This is a genomic window from Bacillus sp. FSL E2-8887 (assembly GCF_038007205.1).
Classification (GTDB): domain Bacteria; phylum Bacillota; class Bacilli; order Bacillales; family Bacillaceae_G; genus Bacillus_A; species Bacillus_A mycoides.
In genome coordinates this window covers 3736307-3754674 of record NZ_JBBOWS010000001.1, presented here as the reverse complement: position 1 = coordinate 3754674, position 18368 = coordinate 3736307, and the positions used below count along the sequence as shown (strand labels likewise).

Below are 18368 nucleotides of genomic sequence, written 5' to 3'. Positions count from 1 at the left end.
TAAAAATGTAACAATGAAAGGGAGAAAGACTGTGCATATTCCAACAACTACACTTCATAATGGTGTGAAAATGCCGATGATTGGTCTAGGCGTTTATAAAGCGAAAGAAGGCGACGAAGTTAAACAAGCAGTAAAAACAGCGTTAGAAGTTGGATACCGTTCGATTGATACAGCAACTGTATATGAAAATGAAAGCGGTGTCGGAGAAGCGGTTCGTGAATCTGGAATCTCGCGAGAAGACTTGTTTATTACAACAAAAGTTTGGAACGACGATCAAGGGTACGAGGAGACGCTCGAGGCGTTTGAAAAAAGTTTAAAGAAATTACAAATGGAGTATGTAGATTTATATTTAATCCATTGGCCGATAAGAGGGAAGTATGTTGATACGTACCGTGCTTTAGAAAAGCTATATGAAGAAGGTAAAGTGCGCGCGATTGGTGTTTCTAATTTTCATAAACATCATTTAGAACTGTTATTACCAAATTGTAAAGTGAAGCCGATGGTCAACCAAGTGGAACTTCATCCGATGTTAGCGCAATTTGAATTGCGTGATTTCTGTCAAGGTGAGCAAATTCAAATGGAAGCATGGAGTCCTTTAATGAGAGGCGGCGAAGTATTCCAGCATCCAATTATTCAGGCTATTTCTAAAAAATATGAAAAGTCACCTGCACAAGTTATATTAAGGTGGGATATTCAAAGTGGGATTGTGACTATTCCTAAATCTGTTACGCCATCTCGTATTAAAGAGAACCTTACTATTTTTGATTTCTCATTAACTGAAGAAGAGATGGATCAAATTAATACGTTAAATCGTAATTTACATGTAGGAACGAATCCTGATAAATATGATACGTTATAAAAAAAGACTGCCGCCTAGTGTTGGGGGGCAGTCTTTTGCTTTTATCGGTATCAATATTTTAGCGATGCAAAGCATATGAATCATACTTAACAATCTTTTGAAGTTGTACATATTCTTCTTTTGTTAAAGATAACTGTTGGCTAGCTTGTATATTTTCTTGCAATTGTTGAATAGAGCTTGCACCAGGTATAACAGCTGCAACAGTTTCGTTATGTAAGCAATATTGAATAGCTGTTCCTGTTAAAGAGCTTTCTCCGATTATTTCTTTTACACTCGCGAGTGTCGAATTTAACTCATCGTAAGAATAAGAGAGGTAATCTTTTTCTTTTACTCTTTCTATCTTTCTTGCATTATTGTTAGTTAAAATCCCTTTTGCAAGTGGTCCGCGAGCAATAACGCTAATTTGCTGTTCATTAAGAAACGGGAACCATTCTTCAGGGCGACGATTTAAAAGGCTGTATTCCATTAATATGCTAACGATATTTGATCGTTTTGCATACTCACGAATGACATTTGGACGTATAGAAGAGATACCATAATGACGAATAATCCCTTCTTTTTTTAATTCTTCAAAGGCTTCAACTGTTTCATCTATAGGATCTTCAATCGTCCCGCCATGCAGTTGATATAAATCAATATAATCTGTTTGAAGTCTACGTAAACTCTCTTTTACTTCGGTCTTTATATAAGCTTTAGAAGGATCCCAAGACCAACCGTTTTTTTCTTCTGTCCATCGATTTCCAACCTTTGTTGTAAGAACAATTTGGTCGCGTTTTCCTTTCAGAGCTTTTCCAACAAATTCTTCATTTAATCCATAATCGTATAAGTCCGCTGTATCAAAAAAATTAATTCCTAAATCGATTGCCTCATCGATAATACGTATAGCTTCAGCCTCAGATGCACCGAGAGACATACAGCCAAATCCAATTTCCGTAACATATAAATCTGAGTTTCCTAATTGACGTTTTTTCATAGGTCAACCTCCTTACCTTTATTGTACGAAAGGGGAAGGAGGTTGACAAACGTTTACTTTTTATTTGCTGTAATCCACTCTTGTACAGTTGTATACTCTTTTCCATATTGTTTTAGCTTATGACGAATTTGCCATGCTTTGCCGACTAAAGTGACGCGATTTGGTAAAATGTAAACTTTCATTTCTATCACGCTCCTTTCAATGTGGTAAAATGTATGAAGAACGATTAGGAAATAGAACAGGGAGATGAAGTAGTATGAGTAATCTTGCAGAAAGAACAGTAAAAACTGAACCGATTTTTGATGGTAGGGTTATAAAAGTTCGTGTTGATGATGTAGTATTACCAAATGGAGAAATGAGTAAACGTGAAATCGTAAATCACCCTGGGGCAGTTGCTATTATTGCTATTACTGATGAGGGGAAAATTGTACTCGTTGAGCAGTATCGTAAAGCTCTCGAAAAGGCAATTGTGGAAATTCCTGCTGGGAAGTTAGAACCTGGGGAAAAGCCAGAGGTAACAGCAGTTCGTGAATTAGAAGAAGAAACAGGATATGTATGTGAAAATATGGAGCTTATTACATCTTTCTATACATCACCTGGTTTTGCAGATGAGATTTTATATGTATATAAAGCGACAGGATTAAAACAAAAAGAAAATAAAGCAGCTTTAGATGAAGATGAATTTGTGGAATTAATGGAAGTGTCATTAGAAGAAGCGATTGATCTTATGAAAGACCTTCGCATACATGATGCTAAGACGATGTTTGCAGTACAATATTTACAATTACAAAAATAAACACTCGCCTAAGGCGAGTGTTTTTAGTTGATTTTTGCATATACACGTGCATCGCGTAAGCTGCCATCGGGTGCTAGGAAATCATTTTCCATTGTACCTTCTAAAATAAATTCTAGACGTTCTGCTAAGTTACATGCGTTTATATTTGTTGCATCAGTACGAATTTCAATTCTTCTAGCACCTAGTTTATCAAATGCAAATTGAATCGCACCTTTAATGGCTTCTGTCATATAGCCATGCTTTGTATAAGCGCTATGTAGCCAAAAGTGAAGTGAAAACTTTGGAATATCCCAGTTTTCAGGCTTGAGCGTAATAGCTCCGATGAATGTACCAGATACTTTATCGTATAAGTGGAAATCAAGTGTTTCACGAAGTAAAAACTGTCCGTGAGCTTCGCGAACAATTTCTTCAGCACGTTCTTCTGTTTCAGCTGTAATTGGCATCCATGGTAATAAGTCTTCTAGCGAAGCTTGGATTGCTTCATATACCTCTGTTCCATCACCTGGAAACGGCTTACGTACTTGCAAGCGCTCAGTTTGAAATAATGTTGGAAAATCTAATAATAATGGTTTCAAGAGAAATCCCTCCTATTCTCTACTTTTTAGTTTAGCAAAGTAGAGCGGAATTTCAATGCTAATTCGTCATACTTTTTTTCTTTCTTTCATACATTTTTAGTAAGAGTGTGAACGGAGGGAAGGAAAATGTGGCGAAAAACGTGGCAAGACCGTGTAATGTCTCACATACAGGAAAATTCTTCACTATATATATTTAATGCGGTTTTATTACTGATGGGAGTAATATTTGGAGCGATTCTTGTGAATAGTTTACAAATAAACCAAAAGCAAGATTTATCATTTTATTTACAGCGTTTTTTTGGACAAGTTTCTAAAGGAGAATTTGCTGTCGCAGGCGAAATGTTTCGAGAAAGTTACTTTTCGCAATTAAAATATATCGGCTTTATTTGGATTTTGGGGATTTCAATTATTGGGTTGCCGCTCATTTTTATCTTACTATTTTTAAAAGGGGTAGTTGTTGGATTTACAGTAGGTTTTTTAGTAAGTCAGCACGGATGGAATGGACTATTATTAGCATTTGTATCTGTATTGCCACAAAATTTAATTATAATTCCTGTATTTCTCTTAATGACAACAATTGCTGCAAGCTTTTCCTTACGCATGATTAGGCATCAATTTATTCGGAAAATAACTGAGCCACTATTACCGTTATTAATTCGCTATACATGCTTTTTTCTCGTGATTGGAGCGGTATTAGCTATTGCTTCCAGTGTCGAAGTGTATGCATCACCAGTTTTAATGAAAGAAGTTGTGGAGGCTATTAACAAACAATAAATGTTTTTTGAGAATAATTATCAATTTGTTTTTATTGTTTTTCTTTTGACAGGAGCCCTTCTTCTGATATAATGGTGTAAGAGTGGCGAGGAGGGAGTAGTACCGAATGGAAGAAAGAATTGAACGAATTAAGAAGCAATTACATGCAGCGAGCTATAAATTGACACCACAACGTGAAGCAACAGTTCGTGTGCTGCTAGAAAATGAAGAAGATCATTTAAGCGCAGAAGATGTATACCTCCTTGTAAAAGAAAAGTCGCCAGAGATCGGATTAGCAACCGTTTATCGAACTTTAGAGTTATTGTCTGAGTTGAAAGTTGTCGATAAAATTAACTTTGGAGACGGTGTTTCGCGTTATGACTTACGCCAAGAAGGTGCACAGCGTTTCCATCATCATTTAATCTGTACACAATGCGGTGCTGTACAAGAAATACAAGAAGATTTACTTGGTGAAGTGGAGAATAAAGTGGAACGAGACTGGAGCTTTAAGGTGAAAGATCATCGTTTAACATTCCATGGGATTTGTAAAAATTGTCAAGAAAATGAAACGGATGAAAAATAACCTTTTCCTATTTAACTAGGAAGAGGTTTTTTATTTGAATAAGGTATAAATTGGTGAAAGCTTGGCATATGTTGTAATAACTTATATTTTGGAGGAATTTACAATGCGCCGAGCTTTAAAATTAACTTTTGATGGGATGAAAGTATTTTTATTATTTACAAGTTGTACGATTTTGTTTTATTTCGCTATACTATGGATAAATGAAGAATATGAAAGTTACCATCGTTATGAAAAGCCAAAAGAAGAGACTGTAGAAAAAGTATCAGGGAATGAGGAGCCGGAAAAGGATGCTTTCGTAAATAGAATGATGTTTTTCTATGAAAATGGGGAGTAGTGTAGATTGGAAGATCAATTAAAAGATTTTATTCATTATATGATTGTTGAAAAAGGTTTAGCGAAAAATACAGTTGTATCTTATGAACGCGATTTAAAAAGCTATGTGAAGTATTTGCAAAATGTAGAACAAACGAAGACGTTTCATGAAGTGACACGCTTGCATATTGTTAACTTTTTGCAGTATTTAAAAGAAAACGGGAAATCTTCAAAAACATTGGCGCGTCATATTGCATCGATTCGTTCGTTTCATCAATTTTTACTTCGTGAACGAGCAGTGGAGCATGACCCATCGGTACATATTGAAACGCCACAAGGGGAACGGAAATTACCAAAAGTATTATCAATCGACGAAGTGGAAGCATTGCTTCAAACACCGAAAACGGCAAGTGCTTTTGGGATTCGTGATAAGGCAATGTTAGAGTTGTTGTATGCAACAGGACTTCGTGTTTCAGAATTAATTGCATTAAATTTAGAAGATGTGCACTTAACGATGGGATTTGTTCGCTGTATCGGGAAAGGGAACAAAGAAAGAATTATTCCACTAGGAAGCTTAGCGAAAGAAGCGATTCAAAAGTATATTGAAAAAGGAAGAAGAGAATTGATGGGTAAAAAAGCAGTAGATGCGCTCTTTTTAAACCATCATGGTAATCGATTATCGAGACAGGGATTTTGGAAAATTTTAAAACGGCTAGCGAAAGAAGCGAATATTGCAAAAGAGCTTACACCGCATACGTTGCGTCACTCTTTTGCTACGCATCTATTAGAAAATGGGGCAGACTTACGTGCTGTGCAAGAAATGCTTGGACATGCAGATATTTCAACGACGCAAATTTATACGCATGTTTCAAAAGCTAGATTAAAAGATGTATATAAACAGTTTCATCCGAGAGCATAGTTACTATGCTCTTTTTTTTCATAGATTCAAAAGGCTATAGCACTTCACAAAAACTTCACAAACATTTCGTACATTGTTTTCAGCAGAAGACTAGAATATTACAATGTATTTCCTCTATACTAAATAAGGTATGAAGGAGGAAATGATGATGAAAAAACTTATTATTACATTATTTATCGCGATGCTAGCATTGGCTGGCTGTAATACAAACAAAGAAGAACCGAAAAAAGAGCAGAAACTTGAAGCTGTAAAAGTAGCAGTTCAAACGAATCCGAAAGAAATTAAACCAGGTGAAAAAACAGAAGTACAAGCACTTGTTACACAAGGAAAAGAAAAAGTAACAGATGCTGATGATGTAAAGTTTGAAATTTGGAAAGCAGGCGACGAAAAGCACGAGATGTTAAATGCTAAGCATAAAGGAAAAGGTGTTTATGCTGTAGAAAAAACATTCGAAACGGATGGAGTATATCATGTTATTGCTCATACAAATGCACGTGAAATGCATGTTATGCCAGAAGTAAAAGTGGCTGTGGGAAATGCAAAAGTTGAAGATGCGAAAAAAGAAGAAGGTCATGGGGATCATAAAAGTGATACGATGATACATCTTATGGCTGGTGATATTAAAGCAAATGCAGAGTCAACAATGAAAGTTCATTTAAAACAAAAAGAAGAAGCGTTATCTGGTGCTGAAGTACAACTTGAGATTTGGAAAGACGGCGTTGAAAAACACGAATTTATTCCGGCGAAAGAGGGGAATAAAGGGGAGTATGAAAGTAAACATACTTTCAAAGAGAATGGTGCTTATAAAGTGAAAGTTCATGTAAGAAAAGGTGAACTACATGAACATAAAGAAGAAACAGTAGAAGTAAAATAAAAAGTAGCTCTTTAGAGCTGCTTTTTATTTTTATATTAGGAAATATGTTATAAAATGATTAGCACTTCTTTGCAGAATGGATTACAATAGAATGGTAAAGAAAATGAGAAATTCTACGAAAATGTATTAAAAAGAAAGCGTAAACATGGTATGATATCAATATCAGATGTCTGACATCTGACTTAGAAAAAACTAGAAATTTTTTTGATTCGTTTGAAAGTAAAACGAAAAAGTTAGAGACTGATTTAAAGCAGTACTGTTTGATAATGAGGACGAAAGATAATTCCCATTGATAACAGTTTCACTTTATAGCGTTTTGAACATACTACAAGAAGTAGAACTGAACATATAGGAGGTTGCAGTTATGAATAAATATAAACGTATTTTCCTAGTCGTAATGGACTCTGTGGGAATCGGTGAAGCACCAGATGCTGAGCAGTTTGGTGATTTAGGTTCTGATACAATTGGTCATATCGCTGAACATATGAATGGATTACACATGCCAAACATGGTGAAATTAGGCCTTGGTAATATTCGTGAAATGAAAGGAATCTCTAAAGTAGAGAAACCGCTTGGATATTATACAAAAATGCAAGAGAAATCTACAGGTAAAGATACAATGACAGGTCACTGGGAAATCATGGGCCTTTACATTGATACACCATTCCAAGTGTTTCCTGAAGGATTCCCGAAAGAATTACTTGATGAATTAGAAGAAAAGACAGGTCGTAAAATTATCGGTAATAAACCAGCTTCTGGAACTGAGGTACTTGTTGAGCTTGGTCAAGAACAAATGGAAACAGGTTCTTTAATTGTTTACACTTCTGCTGATAGTGTATTACAGATCGCAGCTCATGAAGAAGTAGTACCACTTGAAGAGCTATATAAAATTTGTAAAATCGCACGTGAATTAACATTAGATGAGAAGTACATGGTAGGGCGTGTTATTGCTCGTCCGTTCGTTGGAGAGCCAGGAAACTTCACACGTACACCAAATCGTCATGACTATGCGTTAAAACCATTTGGTCGCACAGTAATGAATGAACTTAAAGATAGCGATTATGATGTAATTGCTATTGGTAAAATTGCTGACATTTATGATGGAGAAGGTGTAACTGAATCACTTCGTACGAAATCAAATATGGATGGAATGGACAAGCTTGTAGATACATTAAATATGGACTTTACAGGTATTAGCTTCTTAAACTTAGTTGACTTTGATGCCTTATTTGGTCATCGTCGTGACCCACAAGGGTACGGAGAAGCTCTACAAGAATATGACGCACGTCTTCCAGAAGTATTCGAAAAACTAAAAGAAGATGATCTATTATTAATTACAGCAGACCATGGTAATGATCCAGTACATCCTGGTACTGATCATACACGTGAATATGTACCGTTATTAGCATATAGCCCAAGCATGAAAGAAGGCGGACAAGAGTTATCACTTCGTCAAACATTTGCTGATATTGGTGCAACTGTAGCAGAAAACTTTAATGTTAAAATGCCAGAACATGGAACAAGCTTCTTAAACGAGCTAAAGAAATAGGGGGATAAACAGATGAATCGTGAACTAATTACAAAATCAGCTTCATACTTAAAAGAGAAATTTCAAGAGACACCACAAGTAGGACTAATCCTTGGATCTGGACTAGGTGTATTAGCAGATGAAATCGAGAACGCAGTAACAGTACCATACAGTGAAATCCCTGAATTCCCAGTTTCAACTGTAGAAGGACATGCAGGTCAACTTGTGTTCGGTACACTTCAAGGTGTAACAGTAGTAGCAATGCAAGGACGTTTCCATTTCTACGAAGGATACGATATGCAAAAAGTAACATTCCCAGTTCGTGTTATGAAAGAACTAGGTGTAGAAACAGTTGTTGTAACGAACGCAGCTGGTGGTGTAAATACATCATTTGAACCAGGCGATCTTATGTTAATTTCAGATCATATTAACTTCATGGGTACGAACCCATTAATCGGACCAAATGATTCTGAAATGGGTGTACGTTTCCCTGATATGTCTACATCATATACGCCAGAACTTCGCGAAATGGCGAAACAAGTTGCAGCAGATTTAAATATTAAAGTACAAGAAGGTGTATATGTTGGAATGACAGGTCCTGTATATGAAACACCTGCTGAAATTCGTATGCTTCGTACACTTGGCGGAGATGCAGTTGGTATGTCAACAGTACCGGAAGTAATTGTAGCTCGTCATGCAGGTATGAAAGTACTAGGTATTTCTTGTATTTCAAATATGGCAGCTGGTATTTTAGATCAACCACTTCATCACGATGAAGTAATTGAAACGACAGAACGTGTTAAAGCTAATTTCTTAGCATTAGTAAAAGCAATTGTAAAACAAATGAAGGGGTGACTTCACAATGAGAATGGTGGATCTAATTGCAAAAAAACGTGATGGACATGCATTAACGACAGAAGAAATTAACTTTATCGTTGAAGGATACACAAATGGTAGTATTCCAGATTATCAAATGAGTTCACTTGCAATGGCAATTTTCTTCCAAGATATGAATGATCAAGAACGTGCAGATTTAACGATGGCAATGGTAAATAGCGGTGATACAATTGACTTATCAGCCATTGAAGGGGTAAAAGTAGATAAGCATTCAACGGGTGGAGTTGGTGATACAACGACACTTGTATTAGGTCCATTAGTAGCTGCTTTAGGTGTACCAGTTGCGAAAATGTCTGGACGAGGTCTAGGACATACGGGTGGTACAATTGATAAATTAGAAGCAGTACCAGGATTCCATGTGGAAATTGAAAATGATGAATTCATGCGTCTTGTAAATGAAAATAAAATCGCTGTTATTGGTCAAAGTGGAAACTTAACACCTGCTGATAAAAAGTTATATGCGCTTCGTGATGTAACTGCAACAGTAAATTCAATTCCTCTTATCGCTAGCTCAATTATGAGTAAGAAAATTGCTGCTGGTGCAGATGCAATTGTTCTTGATGTAAAAACTGGAGCAGGCGCGTTTATGAAAACGGATGAAGATGCAAAGCGTTTAGCAGAAGCAATGGTACGCATTGGTAATAACGTTGGTCGTAATACGATGGCGGTTATTTCTGATATGAGTCAGCCGCTTGGTGAAGCAATCGGTAATGCATTAGAAGTACAAGAAGCAATTGATACATTACAAGGTAAGGGACCGAAAGATTTAGAAGAGTTATGTTTAACACTTGGAAGTCAGATGGTGTACCTTGCTGGACAAGCTTCATCTTTAGAAGATGCACGTGAAAAGTTAATTGAAGTAATGAACAATGGTAAAGCGCTAGAATCATTTAAAACGTTCTTATCAGCACAAGGCGGCGATGCATCTGTTGTTGATGATCCTTCTAAATTGCCACAAGCACAATTTAAAATTGAAGTGGAAGCGAAAGAAGACGGTTACGTATCGGAAATCGTTGCAGATGAAATCGGAACAGCAGCAATGCTTTTAGGAGCAGGGCGTGCAACGAAAGAGTCTGAAATTGATTTAGCAGTTGGTCTAATGCTTCGCAAAAAAGTAGGCGATAGCGTGAAAAAAGGTGACTCTCTTGTTACAATTTACGCAAACCGCGAAAATGTTGAAGACGTAAAAGCGAAAATTTATGAGAACATGAAAATCGCTAAAGATCACGTAGATGCACCAACTTTAGTACACGGTATTGTAACGAAGTAATAAAGTGAAACTTTAATCAGTGGGGGCTTTATCCCCACTGATTATTAGCCTTCACCAATCGGGCATTTACGGGCAGCCCGACCCAGACCTAACTTCTTTGCTTTCGCTGAATTTTGAGGTAGGGGTCTTACTGCCCGCAAATAGCGGGATAAAAAAAAGCTGAGGAGATTTCTCCTTGGCTTTTTTTACTATTTTTTGTTTATAATAGTAATGGGTGAAATTATGATTAGAATTTGTGCAATAACGAAAAAAAATGAAGTTTTATATGATGTTTCGCTAGAAGAAACGAAAAAAGAGAACATCATATGGTATTGGCTTGATTTATATAAGCCAACGAAAGAGGAGTATACATATATTTTACAAGATCACTTCAAGTTCCATCCCCTTGCAATTGAAGATTGTGTAGAGTATGTACAGAGACCAAAGGTAGATTTTTATGATGGATATAACTTTTTAGTTCTTCATGCATTCGGAGAAGACGGATTAGAACCGCATGAAATCGATTTATTTATTAGTGATCGATATATAGTCTCTTTCCATTTCTCTCATAACAATGCGATTGAAAGAGTATGGAAAACGCTCGGTGAAAAGAAACGTATTAAGAAGAGCCCTTTGCATGTAGCACATACAATTATTGACCAAATTGTAGATGATTATTTCGCACCTGTTTATTACATTGAAGACCATTTAAATGCAATTGATGATAATTTAACGGGTGAGACAGCAGGAAGTGTGCTAGAAGAAGTATTTGATATTCGTGCAGATTTATCTAAGCTAAGGCGTACGATTATTCCGATGCGTGATTTATTGTATCGTATATTAAATTCAACACGTTTTTACGGTATAAGCGATCATGAAATTTATTTTAAAGATATACATGATCATTTGCTTAAACTGACAGAGATGATTGAAGCGAGCCGTGAATTAACAGCAGATATTCGAGATAGTTACTTTTCGTTGAATTCCCACCATATGAACAATATTATGAAAACATTAACTGTTTTCTCAACTATTTTCATGCCGTTAACATTTATTGCAGGGGTATACGGCATGAACTTTGCACATATGCCAGAGCTTGGCGGGAAGTATAGTTATTTTATTTGCTTAATTTTAATGGCATTAATTGGCGGCGGAATGATGGCTTGGTTTTATAAAAAAGGTTGGTTTAAGTAAAAAAACACCGAGGATTTCCTCGGTGTTTTTTTCTTAGCCAATAGCGTGTAATACGAACATGGCTAAGAATAAGCATGTAATAATATACATGGACGGTGCGACTTCTTTACGCTTTCCAAGTGCAACTTTCAAGATAGGATAAGCAATAAATCCGAACGCAATGCCATCAGCGATACTATATGTGAGCGGGATCATAACGATAATTAAAAACGCTGGAAATCCTTCTGAAAAGTCGTTTAGAGGAATTTGTTGAATGCTTGTAATCATCAGCCCGCCAATAATAATTAAGATTGGTGCAATGGCACTGTCAGGAATTATTTTGACAAACGGAAGCGCAAACAGTGATGCGAAGAATAACAACCCTGTAACGATAGACGTCAGACCTGTCTTTCCGCCTGCAGTAATACCTGCGGCACTCTCTACTGTTGAAACGGTAGGGCTTGTGCCAAATAGACCACATGTCATTGCTGAAATTGCATTTGCTTGGTAAGCACGTGGGAATTTACGATCATCTTCTAATAAACCATGTAAAAGTCCCATGTTCTCAAAAATAAGCACCATGCTTAAGGAGAATGTTGCAATCCAAAATGGCAAGGAAGAAAGTTTCCCAAATGACATAGCTCCAAACACATCGCCATAATTAGCGAATGAAAACGAACTATTTCCCATTTGACTCGTATCAACAAGACCAAACAGCCATGCAATACCAGTTCCAATTGCAATCGTCCATAAAAAGCTTCCACGTACGTTACGCGCAAATAGTACAAGTGCGACAATAAGAGTAAGTAGTGTGGCAAGAACGACAGGACTACTTAATTTTCCCATTGCAACAGCAGTATTAGGATGCGAAACGACTAAACCACCTTTTTGCAAGCCGATGAAAGCTAAAAACAACCCGATACCGACAGTGATCGCTTCCTTTAATGACTTTGGAATCGATACCGAAAGCACGCGAGCAATCGGTGTAAAAGCAGCAATTGCAAAAATAATACCGGCGATAAAAACAGCTGCCAATGCTTCTTGCCAAGTTAAACCGAGCGTATGCACAGCAGTGTACGTGAAGAATGCATTTACACCCATACCAGGGACAAGAATAGCAGGTGCATTTGCCCAAAATGCCATGAGTAGACATCCGACAAATGAACTAAAAACAGTTGCCAAAATTCCTGCCTCAAGAGGAATGCCGGCATCTGATAAGATTGACGCATTTACAATCATAATATAAACAATTGTGAAAAATGACGTGACTCCAGCTAAAACTTCTTGTTTTGGTGATGTTTGGTGTAAGTCTAATTTAAATGTTCTTTCAAGTATTCCTTTCATGTTAAACCTTCTTTTTCATATCCCTCTCCCACCCGTGATATCTCTTATGTAAGAGCTCACCGTCCTTTATTATATCAGAACATCATGTTTTTACAACAACGAAAATGATAACGGTTACTTATAAATGAGTTTATTTATAAATACGTAAAAATTGCCCGGATAGATGAAATGATTTCTAGTTCTCCTGATTGAATGGGCGGAGCTGCTTGCGCATGCAAAGTAGCATATGATGCGATCTCCCGTGGTAATTGGGCAGATTCTTCAACGAGTGAGAGGGGAACAGGATTAATATTTAAATTGTAGGTACTCGCAATTGTACGAGCTTTGTCTACTGCTTGTTGCAGAGCTTGAATGAGAGCTTGCTCATAATATTTATTTGGATGAGATATTCGAAAACGTAATCCTTTTGCTACGTTTGCACCATTTGTAACGGCTATATCATATACTTCCCCTGCTTTTTGCACATTTAAAACGGTAATTTCATACAAATGCTCCACACGGTAGCCTTGTAGTAATGCTTTATCATTTACATATTCGTATTGAGGAGTAATTGTATAAGAAATGGTTTCTATATCTTTATCGGCAATACCTAGCTGTTTGAGTGCATCAAGCAATTGTTTCGATTGCACTGCATTTTCTTCTTGCGCCTGTTTTACATTTTTACTATCTGTTCGAATGCCCAGTGTTAATATGACAACATTTGGTTTTGCCTTTATAATGCCTTCTCCTTGTACAGTAATAGTAGCTTCTTTACCAGTATTCGTCGTACGGATATTATGTAAATACGGATTCATTCCACTTTGCATTTATGCTCACCATCCTTTTTTATATGTATATGTGTGAACAAAAAAGAAAATCTTATGAAAAAAGTTACATAAATGAGAATGTTGAGGGAAGAAAGCATATACAATATAGGTATTTATAGATTATAATATGTGTAAATATGATAAAAAAGGGACGAGGCTAGTGAACGAAAATAGAGAAACACTGATTTTAGATTTATCTGCATCATTTCGAAAGATGATACGTTTATTACAAAATGATATTAATACACGTTTTTCAGAGCATATGCCATATAATGAATTCTCTGTATTACGTGCGTTATTTTTAAAAAGTCCACAGATGGCTTCGCAAATTGCGAGTGAAGTAAACGTAACCTCCAGTCATATTACAGCTGTAACAGATCGTCTCGTGCGAAAAGGGTTTGTTGAAAGAAAACGTTCAAATTCGGACCGTCGTATCGTATACTTAGAAATTACTGAAAACGGACGAGAAGTAACTGAAAAGCTTGAAGCTGTGCGTAAAGAATATTATAAAGAGAAATTTAAAGGTTGGAGCGACCAAGAGATAGAAATGGTTTTAGAACTATTTGGCCGCGTATTATAATAAATGAGGATAGGAAGCGAGAGCTTTCCTATCCTTTTTCTTTTGAATAAAAATATTTTGAAACTCCGATACTTTAATTAAACAGATCGGAGGAAAGATTATGAAATATATTGCTGCACTTACCATTTTACTTGGAAGTTTTTTCTGCTTTCATACATTCATGTACGCTGATACCCCTATCCAAGTGGTGCAAAAAGAAGTGAAGTACATTGAGAATGATAATACCGTCTTGTATTCGAAATTATGGGTTCGTTCTATGCAAAACGCAGTATTATTTCATCATAGCGATAATGTTCGTAATCAGGACACTTTGCGTAATGTAACAAGTTCATCGCTCGTTAAAGCGAAGCAATTACCATTTAAGAAAGCATCAATGTACATTCCAAGATTATCGCAATACGTATCAAAAGCAGGGAAAGAAAATATTCAAGTGCACTACATTGCGGTGCACTATAATGTGAAAAAAGAAAATGCGTATCAATTAAATGGCATGAACTATTTTCTGCAAGTATTTGTGAAAGAGCGCGGCGAATGGAAAATTGCTGAAAGTGTAGTCGCGCCGACAGAGCAAATTGTGAAAAATGGTGATGGATTTGGGATGAAAGAAGAGATGGTGTATGGAGATAGGAGAGAGAATGTGAAATAACCTCCTTTTGAAGGAGGCTATTTATTAGAAAATTACATTTTACTATTTTACTCCCAAAGAAATCCTTTTCTTTAATAAGCGTGATAACACGACATAGCAAATTAGACCAATTACACCAAAGCCAATATAATAACCAATAATTGATTGTGTTCCTCCTATTATGCGACCTCCAAATAGGGCGAAACAAAATACAGTACATGCTATAAAAGGCTTGTGGAGCTTTGAGAATAAAAGCAACTTACCGTTTTGTTCATTAGGCGATTGTGTATATAAATAGGTACCTAAAGGTAATAAGATAAGTATATACATAATTGGACTTAATAAGTTCCAAGCAGAGGGTATTTTTGAAAAATTAGGTTCGTTTAATCGTTTACCGTTTTTATCTGTGTAAGCTGATTGTGGATCGTAATCAAATCTAATCTCTAAGTCCTCGATAGGTGAAAGTATATTTATATGTGATGAAACTGATACGTATTGATTTTCAATTTTGTAAGTTTTCTCGTGAGTTCCGTACAGGTGAACTGAAATAAAACCAGCCAAAAGTAATGCCAATCCGTATGGTAAAATAAGCATAATACTAGTGAATATACTTTGAGAAAGTATATTAGCAGTTATTGTTCCCATAAATAATGTCAAAGTATAAATAGCAATTAATACAATGACTGTATAAAGAAAATAAGAATGAAATGGTGAGAATAACTGGTATTTATCATGAAAGGTCGTCTTTTTTAAAATTGCGAAAAGTCCCCAATTTATTGCATAGACAGCAATAATATTAAGTACCCCTAATAACCATTTTGTAAGATATATATATCTTCGCTTAAAAGGCAGCGACCATAAAGAATCCATGGTTTTGTTATGGCGTTCCCAACCAATCAGCACACATGCTAACGCAATAATTACAATTCCCTGTATGAATAAATGGTCTTCAGGACTAAGGAAATATTGATAATGATAATTAACTTTTTCCGTGATAGTTTGTGAAAAATGAAAGGATTTTGCAGCATCTACATAATATTTATAAGATAGTGTATAGAAGCTAGTAATCCAAAAAAGCCAAATGAAATATTTTCCTTGTTTATAGCTTTGTAACCATAATGCTTTTTGAAACATAGGATCTCTCCTTTATAAAACTTTATAATTTGTAAGGCGTGAAAGTGCAAAATAGCTGAGGGTTCCAAATAAAATTAGCCCAAAATAATAGCTAAATATCAAATCAGAATAGTGTAACATGCTCCCACCTATTAAAGCAAAATAGAAAGTTGTCCCAACAATCCATAGTTTTTGTTTCTTTTGAAATGAAAATACCTTTTTATTATTTTCATTAGGTGAATGCTTATATAAAATAACCCCCAGTAATAAGGAACATATTGTATATAGAATGGGTACTAGTAATATTTTAGGAGAACTATAGTCATAGAATACAGGTCCTTCCTTTTTAGTTGGTTGGTTCCTCGTATCATAATTATATCGAATATGAAATTTTTTTATGGGAGCAAGAATTTCTGTTTGCTGGTTTAAATGAAAGATTGCTTCATATTTATTTGAAGAATCTTCTGTATCCATATTTAAATGTGCATTATAAAAAGAGAAGAGCAAAGAAAGAATTCCAAACCCTTTAATTAAATATAAAGCACAGAAGGTACCTTGAGAAATGATACTTCCTGTAAAAGTTCCGATACATAAAGCTGTAGTATAGAGAGCGATATAAGTAATTATTGCATAGAAAAAATATCTATGGAAAAAGTTGAATGATTGAAATTCAAAGTGAATTGTCGTTCTATATACAAGGTACATTAGAGCCCAGCATAGTAAAAGACATGTAACAATGTGAATAATGCCAAATAACCATTTCGAAAAAAAGATGGTGCTACGTTTAAAAGGCATTACCATTAAAGAATCACTCAACTTCAAATTGCTACGTTCCCATCCAATCATTAAGCAAGCTAGTGCAATGATAGAGAGAATAATGATGGAATTGTAATCTGAGAAGTAATAGTCGTAATAAAACTCTCCTGTTGGGTTATATTTATAGAAAAAATCCATCTGGGTTTGGGATGCCTTATAGTATTTATAAGGGAAAACATACATAGATACTAAAAACATTATTAATACAGCATATTTCCCGCGCTTCCAATTCCACATCCACAACGCCTTATGAAACATACCCATCCTCCTCAAGTGTCGTAACGAAGACATCTTCAAGTGACATTGATAATTCTTCAATGAGTATTGGTTGCTCTTTATAAAACTTCTCCAGTGTTGTAGCCACATTTTCCTCAATTAAGATTGTATATACTTTTCCTGTTTGGTTTAATATTTTAATATTGCTTAAGTTTTCTAGTTTTTGAGGTAATGAACGTTCATAAGCAACTTGTATTTTGGCAAATCGTGATTTTGCATCATCTAGTGATGTAATAGAATCTACTGTATGTCCTTTTAAAATAATGATTGTATCGGCAATTTTTTCAACTTCATCTAAATGGTGAGTGGAGATGAAAATTGTAATTTCTTTTTCTGCTACTTCTTCAACGAGAAATTGTAGAATCTGTCTTTTGACGATAGGATCAAGTCCGTTTGTCGGTTCATCTAAAATGATATATTCTGCTTTTGCAGCGAAAGCTAAAATGATCGCAAGCAGTGCTTTCATTCCTTTTGAGTAACTACGAATACGTTTGTTTGGTAAATTAAAACGTTCTAATATTTCATAAAAATATTGTTCATCAAATGCTGTATAAACCGCTTTATAAAACTTTACGATTTCTTTTACTGTATATCCGTTCAGTATGTTAGTAGAGTCTGGAACGTATACAACTTTTTGTTTAATTTCAGGATGCATATGAACATCTGTATTCTCATATGTAACAGTTCCTTCATCGGGGTCTAAAATGCCGACCATCGTTCGTAATAAAGTTGTTTTCCCCGCACCGTTTCTTCCGAGCAATCCGACGATACTACCTTTTTGTAATGTGAAAGAAACATCGTCTAAAATCGTTTGGTTATCAATTGTTTTCTTCAAGTTTGTCACTTTCAACATCTGTATTTCCTCCAATCTCTTTATAGTATGAATCTATCCAATCGTGAATTTTATCTTTCGTAATCCCAAGATAAGAGGCTTCTAGTAATAATTGATGAAATTGCTTTTCAACCATAGCGATTTTCCTTTCGTCTAATGTTGGGGTAATCGATTGGGCTACAAATGTTCCTTTTCCTCGTAATGTTTCAATAATCCCTTGTCGCTCTAATTCTTGATAAGCTTTACTTACTGTATTTGGATTTATAACGAGCAAAGAAGCAAGCTCGCGTACAGAAGGAAGTTTATCACTTGGAGCTAACATATTTTTTAGTACGAGCTCTTTTATATTTTGAACAATTTGTTCCCATATCGGAGTGTTGCTTCTTGGATCAAGTTGAATATGCAAGAGCAATGTCTCCTTCCTGATGAGTATTAAGTGTACTACTACGTGTAATGCACTTAATACAATATAGGCAAGGAATTTA

At 35.6% G+C, this 18368-nt stretch carries 22 protein-coding genes; 13 read left to right on the top strand and 9 right to left on the bottom strand.

Annotated features, from left to right (window positions below; all coding sequences use genetic code 11):
* Positions 1 to 31 precede the first annotated feature (31 nt).
* The gene (locus NSQ08_RS19115) at positions 32 to 859 is read left to right on the top strand and encodes an aldo/keto reductase (protein WP_340777982.1); all 828 of its coding nucleotides are present in this window, start codon (positions 32 to 34) and stop codon (positions 857 to 859) included.
* 58 nt (positions 860 to 917) lie between these two features.
* Here NSQ08_RS19115 and NSQ08_RS19110 read toward each other — a convergent pair whose 3' ends face one another.
* Together NSQ08_RS19110 and mciZ are read right to left on the bottom strand one after the other, a co-directional pair.
* Positions 918 to 1832 (bottom strand): aldo/keto reductase, encoded by a 915-nt coding sequence (locus NSQ08_RS19110; RefSeq protein ID WP_340777979.1) that lies wholly within the window; start codon positions 1830 to 1832, stop codon positions 918 to 920.
* A gap of 53 nt (positions 1833 to 1885) precedes the next feature.
* Positions 1886 to 2014: a Z-ring formation inhibitor MciZ gene (gene mciZ / locus NSQ08_RS19105; protein WP_000870295.1), complete on the bottom strand. Its 129-nt coding sequence runs from the start codon at positions 2012 to 2014 to the stop codon at positions 1886 to 1888.
* A 74-nt stretch (positions 2015 to 2088) separates the two neighbouring features.
* Between mciZ and NSQ08_RS19100 the strand changes: the two genes are divergently transcribed.
* Positions 2089 to 2628 carry an NUDIX domain-containing protein gene (locus NSQ08_RS19100; RefSeq protein WP_002014941.1) on the top strand — a complete coding sequence of 180 codons (540 nt, stop codon included), beginning with the start codon at positions 2089 to 2091 and terminating at the stop codon, positions 2626 to 2628.
* Between the two features lie 23 nt (positions 2629 to 2651).
* On the opposite strand, the gene NSQ08_RS19095 is transcribed toward NSQ08_RS19100, so the two are convergent.
* Positions 2652 to 3203 (bottom strand): GNAT family N-acetyltransferase, encoded by a 552-nt coding sequence (locus NSQ08_RS19095; protein WP_002033881.1) that lies wholly within the window; start codon positions 3201 to 3203, stop codon positions 2652 to 2654.
* A gap of 126 nt (positions 3204 to 3329) precedes the next feature.
* On the opposite strand from NSQ08_RS19095, the gene spoIIM reads away from it, so the two are divergent.
* From spoIIM to corA, 9 genes are all read left to right on the top strand, one after another.
* Positions 3330 to 3977 carry a stage II sporulation protein M gene (spoIIM, locus tag NSQ08_RS19090; RefSeq protein ID WP_340777971.1) on the top strand — a complete coding sequence of 216 codons (648 nt, stop codon included), beginning with the start codon at positions 3330 to 3332 and terminating at the stop codon, positions 3975 to 3977.
* Between the two features lie 106 nt (positions 3978 to 4083).
* Complete coding sequence (fur, locus tag NSQ08_RS19085) at positions 4084 to 4539, top strand: ferric iron uptake transcriptional regulator (protein WP_000392654.1); 456 nt, start codon at positions 4084 to 4086, stop codon at positions 4537 to 4539.
* Between the two features lie 103 nt (positions 4540 to 4642).
* Entirely contained in the window at positions 4643 to 4873 is a 231-nt protein-coding gene (locus NSQ08_RS19080) for a YqzK family protein (protein ID WP_002088473.1), read from the top strand.
* Between the two features lie 6 nt (positions 4874 to 4879).
* Positions 4880 to 5770, top strand: coding sequence for a site-specific tyrosine recombinase XerD (xerD, locus tag NSQ08_RS19075; RefSeq protein ID WP_340777967.1), 891 nt, complete (start codon positions 4880 to 4882; stop codon positions 5768 to 5770).
* Positions 5771 to 5915: 145 nt separating this feature from the next.
* On the top strand, positions 5916 to 6644 hold the full coding sequence (locus tag NSQ08_RS19070) for a FixH family protein (protein ID WP_215596868.1): 729 nt from the start codon (positions 5916 to 5918) through the stop codon (positions 6642 to 6644).
* A gap of 364 nt (positions 6645 to 7008) precedes the next feature.
* Positions 7009 to 8193, top strand: coding sequence for a phosphopentomutase (deoB, locus tag NSQ08_RS19065; RefSeq protein WP_002014935.1), 1185 nt, complete (start codon positions 7009 to 7011; stop codon positions 8191 to 8193).
* Between the two features lie 12 nt (positions 8194 to 8205).
* On the top strand, positions 8206 to 9027 hold the full coding sequence (locus NSQ08_RS19060; protein ID WP_001078443.1) for a purine-nucleoside phosphorylase: 822 nt from the start codon (positions 8206 to 8208) through the stop codon (positions 9025 to 9027).
* Positions 9028 to 9034: 7 nt separating this feature from the next.
* A complete protein-coding gene (locus NSQ08_RS19055) occupies positions 9035 to 10339 on the top strand; it encodes a pyrimidine-nucleoside phosphorylase (RefSeq protein WP_002067030.1) in 1305 nt (434 codons plus the stop codon).
* 210 nt (positions 10340 to 10549) lie between these two features.
* On the top strand, positions 10550 to 11512 hold the full coding sequence (gene corA / locus NSQ08_RS19050) for a magnesium/cobalt transporter CorA (RefSeq protein WP_002067031.1): 963 nt from the start codon (positions 10550 to 10552) through the stop codon (positions 11510 to 11512).
* Positions 11513 to 11545: 33 nt separating this feature from the next.
* On the opposite strand, the gene NSQ08_RS19045 is transcribed toward corA, so the two are convergent.
* Complete coding sequence (locus tag NSQ08_RS19045; RefSeq protein ID WP_002033892.1) at positions 11546 to 12835, bottom strand: NCS2 family permease; 1290 nt, start codon at positions 12833 to 12835, stop codon at positions 11546 to 11548.
* Between the two features lie 134 nt (positions 12836 to 12969).
* On the bottom strand, positions 12970 to 13641 hold the full coding sequence (locus NSQ08_RS19040) for an SIMPL domain-containing protein (protein ID WP_002138209.1): 672 nt from the start codon (positions 13639 to 13641) through the stop codon (positions 12970 to 12972).
* 160 nt (positions 13642 to 13801) lie between these two features.
* On the opposite strand from NSQ08_RS19040, the gene NSQ08_RS19035 reads away from it, so the two are divergent.
* Positions 13802 to 14221: a MarR family winged helix-turn-helix transcriptional regulator gene (locus tag NSQ08_RS19035; RefSeq protein ID WP_002088468.1), complete on the top strand. Its 420-nt coding sequence runs from the start codon at positions 13802 to 13804 to the stop codon at positions 14219 to 14221.
* A 100-nt stretch (positions 14222 to 14321) separates the two neighbouring features.
* On the top strand, positions 14322 to 14867 hold the full coding sequence (locus NSQ08_RS19030) for a hypothetical protein (protein ID WP_002033896.1): 546 nt from the start codon (positions 14322 to 14324) through the stop codon (positions 14865 to 14867).
* Positions 14868 to 14909: 42 nt separating this feature from the next.
* On the opposite strand, the gene NSQ08_RS19025 is transcribed toward NSQ08_RS19030, so the two are convergent.
* The 4 genes from NSQ08_RS19025 to NSQ08_RS19010 are packed head-to-tail and all read right to left on the bottom strand — an operon-like array spanning position 14910 to position 18289.
* Complete coding sequence (locus NSQ08_RS19025) at positions 14910 to 15980, bottom strand: ABC transporter permease subunit (RefSeq protein ID WP_012261656.1); 1071 nt, start codon at positions 15978 to 15980, stop codon at positions 14910 to 14912.
* Between the two features lie 12 nt (positions 15981 to 15992).
* A complete protein-coding gene (locus NSQ08_RS19020) occupies positions 15993 to 17033 on the bottom strand; it encodes a hypothetical protein (protein WP_012261655.1) in 1041 nt (346 codons plus the stop codon).
* Positions 17023 to 17904: an ABC transporter ATP-binding protein gene (locus NSQ08_RS19015; RefSeq protein WP_340777949.1), complete on the bottom strand. Its 882-nt coding sequence runs from the start codon at positions 17902 to 17904 to the stop codon at positions 17023 to 17025. Before NSQ08_RS19015 ends, NSQ08_RS19020 begins: the two co-directional genes overlap by 11 nt.
* Positions 17870 to 18289, bottom strand: coding sequence for a GntR family transcriptional regulator (locus NSQ08_RS19010; RefSeq protein WP_002033900.1), 420 nt, complete (start codon positions 18287 to 18289; stop codon positions 17870 to 17872). The genes NSQ08_RS19015 and NSQ08_RS19010 overlap by 35 nt, the downstream gene beginning before the upstream one ends.
* Between the last annotated feature and the right edge of the window lie 79 nt (positions 18290 to 18368).

Bases quoted from the DNA above. Each gene is read 5' to 3' on its own strand.
- NSQ08_RS19110 (WP_340777979.1), bottom strand. From the start codon at position 1,832: ATGAAAAAACGTCAATTAGGAAACTCAGATTTATATGTTACGGAAATT.
- mciZ (WP_000870295.1), bottom strand. From the start codon at position 2,014: ATGAAAGTTTACATTTTACCAAATCGCGTCACTTTAGTCGGCAAAGCA.
- NSQ08_RS19100 (WP_002014941.1), top strand. From the start codon at position 2,089: ATGAGTAATCTTGCAGAAAGAACAGTAAAAACTGAACCGATTTTTGAT.
- spoIIM (WP_340777971.1), top strand. From the start codon at position 3,330: ATGTGGCGAAAAACGTGGCAAGACCGTGTAATGTCTCACATACAGGAA.
- fur (WP_000392654.1), top strand. From the start codon at position 4,084: ATGGAAGAAAGAATTGAACGAATTAAGAAGCAATTACATGCAGCGAGC.
- NSQ08_RS19080 (WP_002088473.1), top strand. From the start codon at position 4,643: ATGCGCCGAGCTTTAAAATTAACTTTTGATGGGATGAAAGTATTTTTA.
- NSQ08_RS19070 (WP_215596868.1), top strand. From the start codon at position 5,916: ATGATGAAAAAACTTATTATTACATTATTTATCGCGATGCTAGCATTG.
- deoB (WP_002014935.1), top strand. From the start codon at position 7,009: ATGAATAAATATAAACGTATTTTCCTAGTCGTAATGGACTCTGTGGGA.
- NSQ08_RS19060 (WP_001078443.1), top strand. From the start codon at position 8,206: ATGAATCGTGAACTAATTACAAAATCAGCTTCATACTTAAAAGAGAAA.
- NSQ08_RS19055 (WP_002067030.1), top strand. From the start codon at position 9,035: ATGAGAATGGTGGATCTAATTGCAAAAAAACGTGATGGACATGCATTA.
- corA (WP_002067031.1), top strand. From the start codon at position 10,550: ATGGGTGAAATTATGATTAGAATTTGTGCAATAACGAAAAAAAATGAA.
- NSQ08_RS19045 (WP_002033892.1), bottom strand. From the start codon at position 12,835: ATGAAAGGAATACTTGAAAGAACATTTAAATTAGACTTACACCAAACA.
- NSQ08_RS19040 (WP_002138209.1), bottom strand. From the start codon at position 13,641: ATGCAAAGTGGAATGAATCCGTATTTACATAATATCCGTACGACGAAT.
- NSQ08_RS19030 (WP_002033896.1), top strand. From the start codon at position 14,322: ATGAAATATATTGCTGCACTTACCATTTTACTTGGAAGTTTTTTCTGC.
- NSQ08_RS19025 (WP_012261656.1), bottom strand. From the start codon at position 15,980: ATGTTTCAAAAAGCATTATGGTTACAAAGCTATAAACAAGGAAAATAT.
- NSQ08_RS19020 (WP_012261655.1), bottom strand. From the start codon at position 17,033: ATGTTTCATAAGGCGTTGTGGATGTGGAATTGGAAGCGCGGGAAATAT.
- NSQ08_RS19015 (WP_340777949.1), bottom strand. From the start codon at position 17,904: ATGTTGAAAGTGACAAACTTGAAGAAAACAATTGATAACCAAACGATT.